Consider the following 14,400-nt stretch of genomic DNA (forward strand, 5'->3'; position numbering starts at 1 on the left):
GAATACCCATCCAAAAGGATAAAAAAAGCAAATAGTCCTGAATGGAATTCCAACTCATGGTAGCCGGCCGATGTTGTAATTATACTTGCTTTTTTTCAACGATACCGCCATAGTCATCACTATAATACAGATCGCCACTTTCTAATTTTTTTAGGTATTGGTTAAACAAATCTTCGGTTGAAAAAGCAACAACCACTCGCTCTGCATTGCCGTGTTCCATCTGAATGATTTGCCCATATATCCCTCCATCGGCATGGTCTAAATCCAAGCATAAATGGTTGCCATTGCCATCGCTAGTTAGAGGTATCCATTTGGGGTTCCACCAATTGTTTTTTATGTGTGGATGTGGCTCGCTGATGTAGGGCGTGCCATCGGGATGTTGGAAGTGCTTGTTGTCCAAAAGTTGCTTCCATACCGACCATTCTTGAATAATACGTTCAATGCTCAAAAGTTCTTCTGTGTAATAGAAAGTCCGATTGTAACTCTTTTGTCCGTTGTGCAAGGCATAAAGGCGTTTGAAGTCATCGGGTAATCTAGCTCCAATAAGGTCTTCAAGTTTTTGAAAATCTTCGGGACTTGCTCCTTCATTAAGCTCAATTGTAAATTCAGGGGCAAGGGTTTTGATTTTTTGGGCTAATGCATCCCAAAGTTCTTGGTTTGATAGCATAGGCATAATTTGGTTCCCATTTTCAAAATCTTCTTGTTCTTGTTTGATTAACTTTTTAATTTGTTTGGCATAAAAAATAAAACCTACTAAAGCTATCAATGTAATTATTAGTATAAAGGTATTCATAGTTTTAGAGTCCTAGTATTTTTTGGCGAGTAAATAAGGCTTCTCCAATCCATCGTTGAAGGCGTACAGTTCATCAGCTTCACTGATAAATTCTTTTCCAATAAGGGAGAGTTTTAAATAAGGCTTACCAAAGAACTTCCAGACTTCAAAGCTCAAAAACAATAAGAGTAAGATAGATACAAAAATGATTAGGGTCTTTACCGTCATGATGAATTAGGGTTGATTGTTATAAAAGTTTGATTTGATCCTTATTCCACAAAGCACGCTGAATATCAGCTATCCAGCTATTTTTCTCTAATCATATATAGGCCATAATCCATATTGGTAAAGGACCTATCTTGATATATCAAAACCACTTCCTTGCCATTGGTAAACTCCTTTGGAATGTTATAATAGTCAATCAACACCATATAATCTGGTGCTTTAGAATCAACCCCTACCATTTGTCCATCTGTTTTGAATACAAATATGCCTTTGTCTAGTTGAACTTTCATAAAAGGATTGCCGAACCACCACCAATAGCTCCCATGGCCGGCTGTCGGACTGCCAATATTCGCAAGGGGGTTATGCCTTGACCAATTGTAGCGCTCTTTGGCAAAATAAGCCACGTAGATAGCTGCTTCTTGGTCATCAAAGCGGTAATACTTTTGTGAATTATCGACCATTATCCACGATTCATGGTTGCCGTGGGGCATATCTTCTTCAGTTAGATCTTCTATGAGTTCTCCGTTGGCATCAAAAAAAATCCATTCGCTTGCATATTGTAAACCCACTCCAAAAAGGGCTTTTTCTTTATTGTAAAATACCCTTGATTGTTGTGTCCAAAAATGTGGGTCACCACTTAATTTTTCAGAGTGCCAATCTTCCTCTGGATATAATAATATTCTACTACGCATTCCCAAATCTTGATTGGATAGTTTGATAAATTCATATCCTGAAACCTCAAAAGTGCGTGTATGATTGATTTCATCTAGATAAGGAAAATTCCATTTTTCCCACATCGAATTTTGAATTTTGTGTTTGATCATTTGGTAAAAAAATACTCCTCCTCCTACCAAAAATAAAACGAATAATGCTAACCACATTTTTTTCATTGTTTAGGGGTTAAGTGATTCTAAATTATCGTTGTAAAAAAATAAGCTACCAGGCAACCAAAACCTGGCTTCTAAACTGTTTAACAAAAAACCAGAGGACACTCTTTCAAAATTGATTTCATTGTTTTGCTCTTGCACTCTTCCAAAGTTTAGAAAAACTTCAGCCAAGTACAAAAGCCCTTCAGTGCTCGCATTAATTACAACATAATCAGGAAGTGTGTTTTGTTTGTAGCGTTCTTGGTCGTTTTGCCAAGCATAATTAAAACTAGGAATATAAAGCTCTTCTACTTCATTAAAGGGATAGCGAACTACATTTCTGGAATAATAATTAAACGACTTCATTGTTAGTGTATGGCTGTATTTCAAGCCAAAATAATCTATGGGTTTTCTTTGATCTCTGTAAACATATAGTTTTTTTATCCCCGATTTGGAGTGAGACAATTGAATTTCCAAAACATCAGTTTGGGTGAGCACCATTGCTACTAAATCTACGCCCCACTGAATATAGCTGTCTTTATAACCACAAAATTCAACGTTTTTTTGATGATCTACTACCTCAACAGGATACTCAGCATTATAAAAATAGCCAGAAAAACGACCATTCCCTTCAAGAACGACTAGCTCTGGATAGCTTAATTGAGAATTCCAGTTTTCAAAATCTTCTTTCTTGAAAAGAAATCGTTCGTCTAGACCTAAATTTTTGAGTCTATCAATTAAATTTTCATTCATTATATCTTACTTGAATTATAGTTAATGAAAAAAGCAAGTCCTAAACTTCCAAAAACATAGAAATACCACTTGCTTAAAACAAGGTCGTTCAGTATTTCTTTATAAGCCCAAGTGGTGCCGAGCAATTGCTTGGATTCATCAGCGATAAAGAAACACATCCCCAAATAAAATATCGAATAAGCAATTAAAGCGATGAAATGAAATGCTGTTTCCCCTGAAATTTGAGTGGATAGCCAGTTCACTAAATAGGCAAGAAATAGTGAAAGAGGCAGATAAAAAATAGGTGCATCACGATAAATGCCACCTGAATTAAGTTCAAGCTCAGTAAACTGACTTCTATATGTAATTTCAAAAAGGTACACGGGAAGTGCAAATGCAAGAAAATAGATTAGTATGAAGAGTATCATTTTCATATTCTAACTTGAATTAGGATTACGGGACATTCAAATAAATGCTCCATGACGTTGATAAACGCTGGTTTCGCATCCCAATGTGCGTTCCATAATGTGATGCCTATATTGCTAAATCCCCATTCGGGTTCTATGGTGTAGCGTACTAAATGTGCTTTATTTTGGCAATGCGTACATTGAAAGGTGTTTTGCCCTTTTGCCCAATTTCCAACCCAAGAAAAAGCCGTTTCTTCGTCTATTTCGTTTTTACAATGTGGGCAATGAATTTCAAGATACATCCCCTCCATCGGATGAAAAACCTTTCGGGTTGTGCCGGATGTTATTTCTAAGCCATGGGTTTTTAGGCTTTTGCTATACGCCCAAATTTCACCATCCTTAAACAAATCGGCAATAGCGGGTTTAAATCGATAGCCTTGTTGAGAGCTCAAAGTACAGTCAGACAACTCGTTTTCAACTATATCTTTTTCTATAAACCACTGTAAAATTTCTTCGGCTTTTTGCGAAGCGTTGGGATAGTCTCCCTCGTGAATGGGGACGATATGTAGGCAGTTGTCACTCATTTTTTATACTTTTTTTTACCACATAGTCAAACAGCGACACATAGTTTTTTCTATAAATGCGACAGCAATTCGCTTTTCTTCTGGTTATACTCCTTTTCACTAATAAGCTCATCTTCAAAGAGTTCTTTTAGATCTTTAAGCTTGGCTCTGATTTCTTCTTTGGATAAGCTTTCGGTTTTAGTTTCAGTTACAATTTGAGCTGGTTTTTGACTTATCGAATCAGACTTTGGCAAGCTATCTGAACTGTGGCTTTCACCCAAAAGCAAAGCTGCTATTTCGTTATACCCCTTGATATTCGCGTAATCCAAAGGTTTTTGTTCCCTTGCATTGCTAAGGCTTACATTCGCCCCATTTTCAATCAACAATGAAACAATATCCTTTTTACCGCAAGAAGCTGCGTAATGCAGGGCTGTGTTTTCAGATTCATCCTGAATGTTGACATTGGCTCCATTTTTCAACAACAGCTCCACCATATACAGGTGGCCATTTTTAGTAGCTATGTGCAATAGACTTTCTCCTCCAGAAGTGTAACTACTACTAAGGTTAAACAGCCTGTCTGTAGAGATATCCTGAGCTGCTTCCACAAAATCCAAATAACTTCCAACCGTCACTGCACCTTGTGATGGGGTTTGAAAATTGACATCCAATCCATTTTCTAGGAATAGCTGTACCAATTGTTTTTGGTTATGCGCACAGACATAATATATTGGTGATAGTCCACTCGGGGTATTGAGGAATATATTGGCACCTTTCTCCAAAAATAGGCGAACCAGCATTACATTGTTATTGTAGCAAGCATATTGCAATGGCGTCACTGATTTGCTATCTGGTTCATCGACTGGAATCCCATTTTCCAAAAGGGTTTTGATAATGGGTAAATTCCCGCTGCCCAGGGCTAAGTGAAGAAGGTTGTTGCCGGCTTTGGATTTCACAAAGACATTAGCTCCTTTTTCTATAAAGAAGTCCACTAACATTTTTTTCAGTGATAGTATAGCCAACATCAAAGGTGTATCTCCTTGATTGTTTTGGCTCTCCAAGTCTAAGCCACTTTCGAGAAAAAGTTCACAAAGTGGTTTTTGCCCATTTCTCGTAGCTAAATGAAGGAGATTGTTACCTACTTTGTCGGTAATGCTTGTTTTTGCCCCTTTTTGTAAAAGATATTTAATTACAGGGGTTTGATTCTGCAAAGTAGCAAAATACAGAGGAGTTTCTCCTTGATGGTCTTCATAATCAAGGTTTGCGCCTCGATCAACAAGGTTTTGACAGATTTCAAGATACCCTTTATGTGCTGCATAATGCAAAGCCGTTCGACCTTTTTCATTTGTATAATTGACATCCTTTACTTCTTGTTGCAGTAATAATTCAGCTATTTTCCGATTGCCATTTTCGCAAGCGATTAAAAAAGATTTTGACATAAAACGGGTTGTTTTAAAGATTAAGGTTTAGTTATTTTTTAAAAGCAATGCTACTATTTTGTCTTTAAGGTTATCATTGATTGCCAAATCCATAGGGGTTTTATCTTGTGTATTCCTGATGGAAGGATTTGCACCTTTATTTAAAAGTAACTTTGTGATTTTATAGAGGTCTTTAGCTTTATTTTGATCATAATTAAGCTCTTCCGCACATACTTTATGAAGTATGGTATTGCCTTCATTATCCGTATGATTGATATCTCTTGTGTTGTGTTTCAAAAGTCTTTCAAACACCTCAACCCCCTTTTTACATGCCAGCTCAAAAGGTGTTTTTTCATGACCGTACATGGTTTTATTTACATGATGGATATCTCCTCCCATTTCTAGAAGTTTGTCTAGATACTCCAACTCTTTAGGCCCTGAAGAATATAAACGATCCACATAATTGAATAGCAAAGAGCTGCCAGTACTATTCATTGCTGTCATATCAGGTTGGTCATACTCACAGAGCAGCTCAAACATTTCATATGAAACCTTATCCACAAGGGCTATATGAAATATAGAATTCCCTTCTTTGTCTTTCACGTTCATGTCAGCTCCATTGTCCAGCAAAATTTTTGTGACTTCCAATTGGTTGAAATCAATTGCTTTTAACAAGGGGGTTTCCATTCCTTTGTTTTGGTGATTGACATCTAAACCTAATCCAATAAGCCATCCCACTAATGGTGCTTGCAGTTTTCTAAATAACAGAGTATTCTCAGAGGCATCCATATAGTTGACAGGACAACCTTTATCTACAATCACCTGAAGTGCTGGAATGGGAATATTCTTACTGATAGCATACTCCAGCATGGTTTTACCCTCTAGCGTTTCATCAATATTTTCGATTTTTGAAAAGACTGTTTCAAAAAATCTAAAAGACTCCTTGTCAACTTGCTGAATATCCTCAACTACAGGCCTATTTGGACCAAAACCACCTGGATTAATCACCAAAGGCAGATTCACGAAGACTGCATCGATGAAACTACCATACCACTTATCCAATTCATATAAATCAAGGGTAAAGGCATCATTTTCCAATAGAATTTCTAAAACTTCAAAGTTTTTAGTCCTGAGACTTTGCTGGACAATTCCATTCTTTTCAAAGGGCTTGAGGGCTTCAAAAACGCTAAAGTCCTTTTCCAAAATAGCTTTTGCCTCATCAAATTTTCCACTCGATATCAAAGAATATAAACTCATAAAAAAAGGTTAGTTAAAAATCCCATAACATGTCTATGTTTTGCATTTAAACCAAAACAAAAACCAATCGATCCCGAGCAAATTATTAAAAAAAACAATATTTGTTCCTACGCAAATATTATTTTCATTCAAATTTTGAATTTCAACCAAATCAATCAGCAGAAATATCTGATTTCATTTTTTTTAAAATTCAGCAAAATAGAAACCTAATAAGGTGATGAAATGTCTGGCTAAATTGTCCAGAATAGAGAAAAGTCAAAAGTATAAGACAAAAAATGTATACTTGAAATCTCACAGCACATTAAGCACAATACCCTCAAAGGCAAAGTATACTCTTGATATAAAAACATTATATATGCGGTGCAAAAAGCTTGAAGAGAAAGAGTCCTAAATCATACCTTTTCTAACTAGATTTTAAATTTTTAGACTGTCTTCCCTTTATCCACCAAGAGTCCAGTAATCTCATTCATCGCCTTTACCTTATATTCAAAATCTCCTTTTAGAGTATCTCGGTAAGCATTGAGATTGTCCAACATTTCGTCGATTTCCTCTGGTAAAACTTCTTCCAACATCTGCCGAAGGCGCTTGGCTGTAGTTGGAGATTTGCCGTTGGTACTGATGGCGATTTTGAGATTACCTTTGGTGACAATTCCTCCTAAATAAAAATCACAGAGTGCTGGCGTATCAGCTACATTTACCAAAATGTACCTTTCCTTTGCCTCATCGTGAATTTGCTTATTAATCTCTGGAAAGTTGGTAGCTGCAATAACCATATGCTTGCCTCCAAGATACTTTTCATGGTAGGCATCATGAATTAATGTGACATTAGGAGCTTTTCCCGCTTCTTCCAAAAACTCATCATTAAATGCTTTAGATACTGCAGTGACCTGCGCATTAGGACTGCTTTTGAGCAAGAAACTGAGCTTCTCAGTCCCCACAAATCCACCTCCAACCAAGAGGATGTTGAGTTGATGGACTTTGAGGAAGATGGGATATAGTGGGTTTTTAGACATGAACTTTAAACATTAGTTAATCCATTTGTAATTAAATATATATTATCAATTTGATATTGATTGATACTAGATAGTAATTGATATTGGTTCAAAAACATACTGTTTTAGCAAACAAAACCCTCTTTTAATGTAGAATTGACGCCATTATTTGAGCGAGAACCATAAAGAATGGTATATACATTCAAGTTGGAAATAATATCCATCAGTATCCAATATCCATAAATATCCATTCTTATTAAACGGATACCTTTACAACTTCAGCATAAACCTCCTTCAACCTATAACTCTCCCTAACCACTTCCCCGATGACAATAATGGCCGGAGCAGCAATACCAGCACTTTCTGCTTTGGGGAGAATATCTTCGATAGTTCCTGCTACCAGTTTTTCCTCACTGGTCGTACCACTTTGGATGATTGCGATAGGAAGTTCTGATTTACCTGCTTTATGGTAGGCCGCTGTGATTTCCGGTAGTTTTCTTGTCCCCATCAAGACCACTATAGTGGCCGTGGACTGGGCTGCAAGGGTGATATCATGAGACATTTTGCCACTCGAAGTGGTGCCTGTTATCACCCAAAAACTTTCTGACACACCTCTTTTGGTAACCGGTATTCCTACCGCTGCAGGTACAGCCATTGACGAACTGATTCCTGGCACCACTTCAGTCGGTATACCAAACGCTTCTATATAGTCGATTTCTTCCGCTCCTCTTCCGAACACAAAGGGATCTCCACCTTTGAGCCTGACAACATGACCAAATTTCAATGCATGCTCTACACATAATCTGTTGGTTTCGTCCTGCGGGCAACTGTGTTTCCCAACCCTTTTCCCCACAAATACCTTCACCGCATTATCAGGCGCATGCTTGAGCAATGACTTGTCTATCAATGCATCATATAAGACAACATCAGCTTTGTTCAATGCCAAGACTGCTTTCAATGTAATCAATTCGGGATCACCTGGACCGGCACCAACCAATGTGACTTTGGGTTTGATTTTATTGATCATGCTGTAACCTCCCTTTCTCTATATTGACTGATCGCTTCAAAAACAGCCGCTGCCTCAGCATAATATGCTTGTGCAAATGCCTGACTCGGTTCTGTGGTTTTAATTTGGAAAACTATGTCCTCCAAGTTATTTCCTAACTCAATTTTACCGGTTTCAGTGAAAGTCTCGTCAAACAATTTGACAATATTGGCGTAGGAATTGGTGCTTTTTCCTTCGCTGAGCAAGATGGCTTTGGCAGCATTGACCAATCCTGCATAGGTATGGTAAATACTGTCTGGCCACCTTTGTTCTTTGTAAGCTTCCTCAGACAATTCGAGCTTTTCTCTCGCTTCCAGAAGCAAGGTAGCCACCAAATCAATTACCACTCCGGCGCATTCACCTACCCCAACGGCTACTTTATAAGCGTCCTCATTTCCCCAGTCAACCTGATCCTCTTCAGTCAGGGTGCTGGTATCCGTGAGTACTTTTAAAATGTCATAGAAATAAATCTGACCTTTCCTGTCGTAATAGTCCAAGAAACTTTCAGCATCTTCACCAAAACTCTCAAAGTCATGGATCAATATCCTTAGGGCCTCCGGTCCTCTTTTACTTGGGATTTTGATCACTTTGTCCGCAAACCTACCATTGCCATTGCCCAAGGTGCCTCCACCAAGCAATACCTGAAGCGCGGGAAAAACTGTTTTCCCGACTTTCATGGACATACCTTGGAAACCTATATGAGCCATATTATGCTGACCGCAGGCATTCATACAACCTGAGATCTTGATTGTCAAATCTTTGTTTTTGAGGTACTGCGGGTATTCATTGAAAATCACTTTTTCCAATTCCTTGGCAATACCAGTGCTGCTGGCAATCCCCAGGTTACAGGTATCTGTTCCAGGGCAAGCGGTGATGTCTCCAAAACTATCATATCCTGCATCAGACAAACCTATTTTTTGAAGTTCCTGGAAAAAGAAAGGGACAGCCTCCTTTTGAACATCTCTGATGAGAATATTTTGCCTTAAGGTAAAACGGATTTCGTCGTTTCCATAGCGCTGAACCAAGGCAGCTAATTGCCTTGCCTGCTTGGTACTGAAATCACCCAAATGAACCTTTACACCGATACTGACAAACCCATCCTGTTTTTGGGGCAATACATTGGTCAATTTCCAATGTTCATAGCTAAGAGATAGAGGCTCCGTCAACAATGGAACTTCCGGCTTGGAAAGAACTCTGGAAGCTTCATAGCTAGCAAAATCAATCGGGTATTTCCCATAGGGCAAGGCTTTTTGTTCTTCTTTTACCAGTTGCAGAAAAGATTCCACACCCATTTCATTAATCAAGAATTTCATCCTTGCTTTCATTCTTCTCGCCCGCTCTCCATGTCTATCAAAAATCCTCAAAACCCCTTCAATAAATGGAATCAACTCATCTTGAGGCAGAAATTCGGTGATCAAGTCAGCATGTCTAGGCTGCGAACCTAGTCCTCCACCCAGAAGAACCTTAAATCCACGGGAGGACTTTCCTTCCTCAATTTTTACCTGAGGAATAAAACCAAGGTCATGAAGATAGCTCAATGCCGTATCCTCTTCTGAAGCTGAAAAAGCCATCTTGAACTTTCTACCCATCTCTTGACAGATTGGATTTCTTAGAAAATATTGAAAAACAGCATCTGCATATGGCGTGACATCAAAAGGTTCTTTTGGATCTACTCCGGCAGTTTCTGAAGCAGTGACATTACGTACAGTATTACCACAAGCTTCACGGATGGTTACGTCGCTTTTTTCGAGGTCAGCCCATAGTTGTGGTGTTTCGTCCAAACTCACATAGTGGATTTGAATATCCTGTCTTGTGGTGATATGCAGCTTTCCAGTGGAATATTTCTCCGAAACTTCACATATTCTCACTAACTGATCACCAGTAGCTTTTCCATAAGGAAGTTTGATCCTGATCATCTGAACGCCAGGCTGTCTCTGTCCATATACTCCTCTTGCAAGACGAAGACTTCTGAATTTTTCCTCATCGATTTTCCCATCTCTGAAGAGCTTAATTTTCTTTTCGAGCTCTATGATGTCTTTTTGGACTATGGGATTTTCTATTTCTGTTCTGAAGCTTTCCATTTTTTATTTATTCTCTATAGGTTTAGTAGGTTTATTAAGCCTGAATTGCTATTTTTTTGTTTAAAGAAGCGAGATACGAGAGCCGAGAAGTTAGAATCAAGATCTAGTTTCTTGATTCTAAAATCTTAAATCTTAAATCTAAGATTCTATGAACCCAACACTCAGGGTATCAAAACTTCCTTCATCAATCAGTATAAAACTGCCATTGGATTTATTGCTTGAGTACTTGTCGAAATGAATAGGCTTGCTAAGTCTGAAACTTACCTTCCCAATGTCATTGAGGCCAAGTTGATCCGTGGACTCTTCTCCCGAAAAGTCTGTATGTACCTTGGATGAAATGGCCTCCACCTTCGCAAGAACACGGTTAACACCATGTTGCAGGGTATATTTCTGACCAATCTTCAGCGGCTTGTTGTTTACTTGACAGACGGTTGCAGAAATGGATTTTTCAGAATACGGGAGTTCATTGGACTTTACCAACATGTCACCACGACTGATATTGACTTCATCTTCCAAAGTAATGGTCACAGAGGAGCCGGGGGTGGCTTCTTGATATTCTTGATCAAAGAATTGGATGGTTTTGATTTTGGAGGTGGTAAAGGAAGGAAGGACAGTCACTTCATCTCCGACCTTGAGATTTCCACCATAAAGCTTTCCACCAAATCCCCTAAAATCGTGAAATGCTTCTGTTTTGGGTCTTACAACATACTGTACCGGAAATCTCGCCAATGCACTTTCCTGCAAATCTTCAGGCTCCAACACCTCCAAATGATCTAAGAGGGTATTGCCGAGATACCAAGGCATCAACTTTGATTTGCTGGCTATATTTTCACCTTTAAGAGCCGAAATAGGAATAAAGGTTATCTGTTCAGATTTGAAATTGCTTTTCTCCACGAGTGCTTCAAAATCATCTTTGATTTGAAGGTATACATCCTCGTCATAATTGACCAAATCCATTTTGTTGATGGCTACTACAACATGGCTGATACGAAGCAGATTGCTGATGAAAAAGTGCCTGTAAGTCTGCTCAATCACACCTTTTCTGGCATCAATAAGGATAATGGCTACTTGGGAAGTGGATGCACCAGTCACCATATTTCTGGTATACTCTACATGTCCTGGTGTGTCTGCAACGATGAAATTTGTTTTTTCGGTATTGAAATAGATATGGGCCACGTCGATGGTAATACCCTGTTCTCTTTCTGCTACCAAACCATCTGTAGCCAAGGAAAAGTCAAGGTAGTCGAAGCCCCTTTGCTTGCTGGTTTTCTCAATCGCCTCCAACTTATCAGTTGTCAGTGATTTGGTATCATATAGCAAGCGACCGATCAAGGTGCTTTTGCCATCGTCCACCGAACCTGCCGTTGCTATTTTGATGAGTTTTCTGTTTTCCATGTCAAATTCTATTTTCTCGCAAAGACGCTAAGGCGCCAAGAAATATTTTTAATTCGAAAATTGTGAGAGATGAGCTTTATGAGTCTGTCCCTTAATTCTATGTAGCTTGAAGACTGCAAGTTTGTGGTCCAAGACTTCAGTCTTGAACCATTTGGGAATGCAGTTTTTATGGTTTAGACCTTCGAGGTTTTAAAAACCTCAAAGGTCACACCTGTCTTGAATCTTGATTCTTGTCTCTTGTATCTCGCATCTCGCTTCTACCCCGATAGTTATCGGGGCTCGCTTCTTAATAATCCCCTTCCATCTACTCTAATCTTTTCATCCTTCATCCTACCTCCCTCATCCTTTCTAGAAATACCCTACCTTCTTCCTTTTCTCCATAGCTGCTTCCGACCGTTTGTCGTCGATTCTTGCCCCCCTTTCAGAAATGGTGGAAGCCCTGATTTCATCCACTACTGCGTCCAAACTTGTGGCTTCGGACAATACGGCTGCTGTACAGGTCATATCACCAACGGTACGGAAACGCACCATTTTTTCTTCGACTTGTTCATGTTCTTCTCTGAAAACGTGCTCATTAGCTGTCCAGATCATCCCATCTCTGAAGAAGACTTCCCGCTTGTGTGCAAAGTAAATGGAAGGTATTTCGATATTTTCAGTTTTGATATATTCCCAAACATCCAGTTCTGTCCAGTTGGAAATAGGAAATACACGGACATTTTGCCCCTGTTCTATCTTCCCATTGAGCATGTCAAAAAGCTCTGGTCTTTGGTTTTTTTCATCCCATTGGCCAAAATCATCTCTTACCGAAAATACCCTTTCCTTGGCCCTGGCTTTTTCCTCATCTCTCCTTGCTCCGCCTATACAGGCATCGAACTTGAATTCTTCGATTGCATCCAAAAGCGTGGTGGTCTGTAAGGTGTTTCGGCTTGCATATCTACCTCGCTCCTCGGTTACTTTGCCTTCATCTATAGAATCCTGCACATTGCGGACGATCAGTTCAAGACCAAGCTCGGCCACCAATTTGTCCCTAAAAGCTATTGTTTCGGGAAAATTGTGTCCCGTATCGATATGCAATAATGGAAACGGAATCCTTGCAGGATAAAAAGCTTTCTGAGCCAACCTGACCAAGGTAATGGAATCCTTCCCTCCCGAAAAAAGCAGCACCGGTTTCTCAAACTGAGCCGCTACTTCCCGCAGGATATGGATGGATTCCGCTTCCTTGGGATTTGGTACTAATAGGTTTGACATAATTATTTTTGATTTACGATTTTTGATTTTTGTCGAAAATTGCGACAGCCATCATTTTCATGTTTTATCTCATTGCCCATTTCTTTTATACTGATTAAGGCATCAGTTCAACCCCTTCAGGGTTGTTATTATTCGATTAAACCTGATTCCCCGGGTTGCAACCCGGGGCTAATCAAGGTTTAACCCCTTCGGGGTTGGGGCCTTGATCTGGATACTGAGTCTCTTGCAGCATATTATTAGAGCATTTCAGAGCAGTCAGAAGACTGCGAGCTTATGGTCCAAGACTGAAGTCTTGAACCAGTGTCACTTTTTTTCTCGCTTCTGGCTATTTGAGGATCACCCTTCACCCATTCTCACCTTTTCATCCTTCTTCCCTCATCCTTCATCCTTTCTCACTCATCTCGCATGCAACCCACACTCCTTTTTCGACTCTTCCCACCACCATCTGCCGGCTCGTGGATCCTCACCGGGTTCAATGGCTCTGGTACAGGGCGCACAGCCTATGCTGATAAAGCCTTTGTCATGAAGGGGATTATATGGGATTTTATTTTGGTTGATATAGTCAAGCATCTGATCGTAAGTCCAATCCAAGAGGGGATTGAATTTGATAATCTGATTGCCTTCATCCCATTCAATTCTTTTCATGGACGACCTATTTGGACTTTGTTCTGCCCGCAGACCAGTTACCCAAATGCTGTTACCTGCAAGTGCACGCTGCAGTGGCTCCACTTTTCTGACAAAGCAACAGGCTTTTCTATTTTCTACAGATTCATAGAATCCATTGATTCCATTCTTAGTGACTAGGGGCTCTACCGATCTTCTCTCAGGATATAACACTTCAATGCGTGTGCGGTATTTCTGCTCAGTCCTGGCGATCAGATCCAAGGTCTCCGGGAACAGTCTTCCTGTATCCAAGGAGAAAATATGGATATTGAGCTTATTGTCTGCAATCATCTGCGTGATGACCTGGTCTTCCTGACCTAGAGAAGTGGAAAATACCACTTTGCTAGGAAAAAGGTCAGACAGCATCGCAAGCCCTTCTACAGGATTGAGTGCATCGAGTTTTTCACCAAGGCTACGCAAATTCGTTTTCAGGCTCATCTTTTTTGACTTTAGTGGCCCCTTCCCATGCCCTTTCGTGCAGGTAATACAAGGCTATTTTCGTTACTACTTCTATGGAGCCAATGGATAGCGCCATGACCAATTGTCCTGTGACAAAAAAGGAAATCACCATGGTGTCGAGTGTCCCGACTATTCTCCAGGAAATGGATTTCAAAAAGCTCTTGACATTACTGTCTTGCCCTTTGCTGTTTACAAACCATTTTTTGATAGGTTGATCTAGAATCATATACTTTTCCAATGTCAGAATAACAAAAGTATATAAAACCTATAAAAAAGATAG

15 protein-coding genes are annotated in these 14,400 nt (G+C 39.5%); all 15 read right to left on the minus strand.

Translation table 11 applies throughout. The features are described 5' to 3' along the window. Positions 1 to 79: 79 nt before the first annotated feature. Positions 80 to 793 carry an SMI1/KNR4 family protein gene (locus tag CLW00_RS15530; protein WP_106134612.1) on the minus strand — a complete coding sequence of 238 codons (714 nt, stop codon included), beginning with the start codon at positions 791 to 793 and terminating at the stop codon, positions 80 to 82. 12 nt (positions 794 to 805) lie between these two features. Then, entirely contained in the window at positions 806 to 1,000 is a 195-nt protein-coding gene (locus tag CLW00_RS15535; protein WP_106134613.1) for a hypothetical protein, read from the minus strand. 77 nt (positions 1,001 to 1,077) lie between these two features. After that, complete coding sequence (locus tag CLW00_RS15540) at positions 1,078 to 1,878, minus strand: hypothetical protein (protein ID WP_211300204.1); 801 nt, start codon at positions 1,876 to 1,878, stop codon at positions 1,078 to 1,080. Between the two features lie 12 nt (positions 1,879 to 1,890). Further along, positions 1,891 to 2,616, minus strand: coding sequence for a hypothetical protein (locus tag CLW00_RS15545; RefSeq protein WP_106134615.1), 726 nt, complete (start codon positions 2,614 to 2,616; stop codon positions 1,891 to 1,893). Continuing rightward, entirely contained in the window at positions 2,616 to 3,029 is a 414-nt protein-coding gene (locus CLW00_RS15550; protein WP_106134616.1) for a hypothetical protein, read from the minus strand. Before CLW00_RS15550 ends, CLW00_RS15545 begins: the two co-directional genes overlap by 1 nt. Further along, positions 3,026 to 3,586: a hypothetical protein gene (locus CLW00_RS15555; RefSeq protein ID WP_106134617.1), complete on the minus strand. Its 561-nt coding sequence runs from the start codon at positions 3,584 to 3,586 to the stop codon at positions 3,026 to 3,028. Before CLW00_RS15555 ends, CLW00_RS15550 begins: the two co-directional genes overlap by 4 nt. Before the next feature lie 50 nt (positions 3,587 to 3,636). Continuing rightward, positions 3,637 to 5,001, minus strand: coding sequence for an ankyrin repeat domain-containing protein (locus CLW00_RS15560; RefSeq protein WP_106134618.1), 1,365 nt, complete (start codon positions 4,999 to 5,001; stop codon positions 3,637 to 3,639). A gap of 27 nt (positions 5,002 to 5,028) precedes the next feature. After that, positions 5,029 to 6,237 carry an ankyrin repeat domain-containing protein gene (locus tag CLW00_RS15565; RefSeq protein WP_106134619.1) on the minus strand — a complete coding sequence of 403 codons (1,209 nt, stop codon included), beginning with the start codon at positions 6,235 to 6,237 and terminating at the stop codon, positions 5,029 to 5,031. A 422-nt stretch (positions 6,238 to 6,659) separates the two neighbouring features. Next, entirely contained in the window at positions 6,660 to 7,250 is a 591-nt protein-coding gene (locus CLW00_RS15570) for a precorrin-2 dehydrogenase/sirohydrochlorin ferrochelatase family protein (RefSeq protein WP_106134620.1), read from the minus strand. Positions 7,251 to 7,485: 235 nt separating this feature from the next. After that, positions 7,486 to 8,256 (minus strand): uroporphyrinogen-III C-methyltransferase, encoded by a 771-nt coding sequence (cobA, locus tag CLW00_RS15575; protein ID WP_106134621.1) that lies wholly within the window; start codon positions 8,254 to 8,256, stop codon positions 7,486 to 7,488. After that, a complete protein-coding gene (locus CLW00_RS15580; RefSeq protein ID WP_106134622.1) occupies positions 8,253 to 10,355 on the minus strand; it encodes a HEPN domain-containing protein in 2,103 nt (700 codons plus the stop codon). The genes cobA and CLW00_RS15580 overlap by 4 nt, the downstream gene beginning before the upstream one ends. A 138-nt stretch (positions 10,356 to 10,493) precedes the next feature. After that, positions 10,494 to 11,750, minus strand: coding sequence for a sulfate adenylyltransferase subunit 1 (locus CLW00_RS15585; protein ID WP_106134623.1), 1,257 nt, complete (start codon positions 11,748 to 11,750; stop codon positions 10,494 to 10,496). A gap of 348 nt (positions 11,751 to 12,098) precedes the next feature. Then, the gene (gene cysD, locus CLW00_RS15590) at positions 12,099 to 12,998 is read right to left on the minus strand and encodes a sulfate adenylyltransferase subunit CysD (protein WP_106134624.1); all 900 of its coding nucleotides are present in this window, start codon (positions 12,996 to 12,998) and stop codon (positions 12,099 to 12,101) included. 396 nt (positions 12,999 to 13,394) lie between these two features. Then, positions 13,395 to 14,099, minus strand: a complete 705-nt coding sequence (locus CLW00_RS15595; protein ID WP_106134625.1) for a phosphoadenylyl-sulfate reductase — start codon at positions 14,097 to 14,099, stop codon at positions 13,395 to 13,397. Next, positions 14,074 to 14,346, minus strand: coding sequence for a DUF2061 domain-containing protein (locus tag CLW00_RS15600; protein ID WP_106134626.1), 273 nt, complete (start codon positions 14,344 to 14,346; stop codon positions 14,074 to 14,076). The genes CLW00_RS15595 and CLW00_RS15600 overlap by 26 nt, the downstream gene beginning before the upstream one ends. Positions 14,347 to 14,400: the final 54 nt, after the last annotated feature.

The sequence above is a fragment of the Mongoliibacter ruber genome, assembly GCF_003003005.1.
GTDB lineage: Bacteria > Bacteroidota > Bacteroidia > Cytophagales > Cyclobacteriaceae > Mongoliibacter > Mongoliibacter ruber.

Coding starts and splice junctions, on each gene's coding strand:
- CLW00_RS15530 (WP_106134612.1), bottom strand. CDS start 793: ATGAATACCTTTATACTAATAATTACATTGATAGCTTTAGTAGGTTTT.
- CLW00_RS15535 (WP_106134613.1), bottom strand. CDS start 1,000: ATGACGGTAAAGACCCTAATCATTTTTGTATCTATCTTACTCTTATTG.
- CLW00_RS15540 (WP_211300204.1), bottom strand. CDS start 1,878: ATGTGGTTAGCATTATTCGTTTTATTTTTGGTAGGAGGAGGAGTATTT.
- CLW00_RS15545 (WP_106134615.1), bottom strand. CDS start 2,616: ATGAATGAAAATTTAATTGATAGACTCAAAAATTTAGGTCTAGACGAA.
- CLW00_RS15550 (WP_106134616.1), bottom strand. CDS start 3,029: ATGAAAATGATACTCTTCATACTAATCTATTTTCTTGCATTTGCACTT.
- CLW00_RS15555 (WP_106134617.1), bottom strand. CDS start 3,586: ATGAGTGACAACTGCCTACATATCGTCCCCATTCACGAGGGAGACTAT.
- CLW00_RS15560 (WP_106134618.1), bottom strand. CDS start 5,001: ATGTCAAAATCTTTTTTAATCGCTTGCGAAAATGGCAATCGGAAAATA.
- CLW00_RS15565 (WP_106134619.1), bottom strand. CDS start 6,237: ATGAGTTTATATTCTTTGATATCGAGTGGAAAATTTGATGAGGCAAAA.
- CLW00_RS15570 (WP_106134620.1), bottom strand. CDS start 7,250: ATGTCTAAAAACCCACTATATCCCATCTTCCTCAAAGTCCATCAACTC.
- cobA (WP_106134621.1), bottom strand. CDS start 8,256: ATGATCAATAAAATCAAACCCAAAGTCACATTGGTTGGTGCCGGTCCA.
- CLW00_RS15580 (WP_106134622.1), bottom strand. CDS start 10,355: ATGGAAAGCTTCAGAACAGAAATAGAAAATCCCATAGTCCAAAAAGAC.
- CLW00_RS15585 (WP_106134623.1), bottom strand. CDS start 11,750: ATGGAAAACAGAAAACTCATCAAAATAGCAACGGCAGGTTCGGTGGAC.
- cysD (WP_106134624.1), bottom strand. CDS start 12,998: ATGTCAAACCTATTAGTACCAAATCCCAAGGAAGCGGAATCCATCCAT.
- CLW00_RS15595 (WP_106134625.1), bottom strand. CDS start 14,099: ATGAGCCTGAAAACGAATTTGCGTAGCCTTGGTGAAAAACTCGATGCA.
- CLW00_RS15600 (WP_106134626.1), bottom strand. CDS start 14,346: ATGATTCTAGATCAACCTATCAAAAAATGGTTTGTAAACAGCAAAGGG.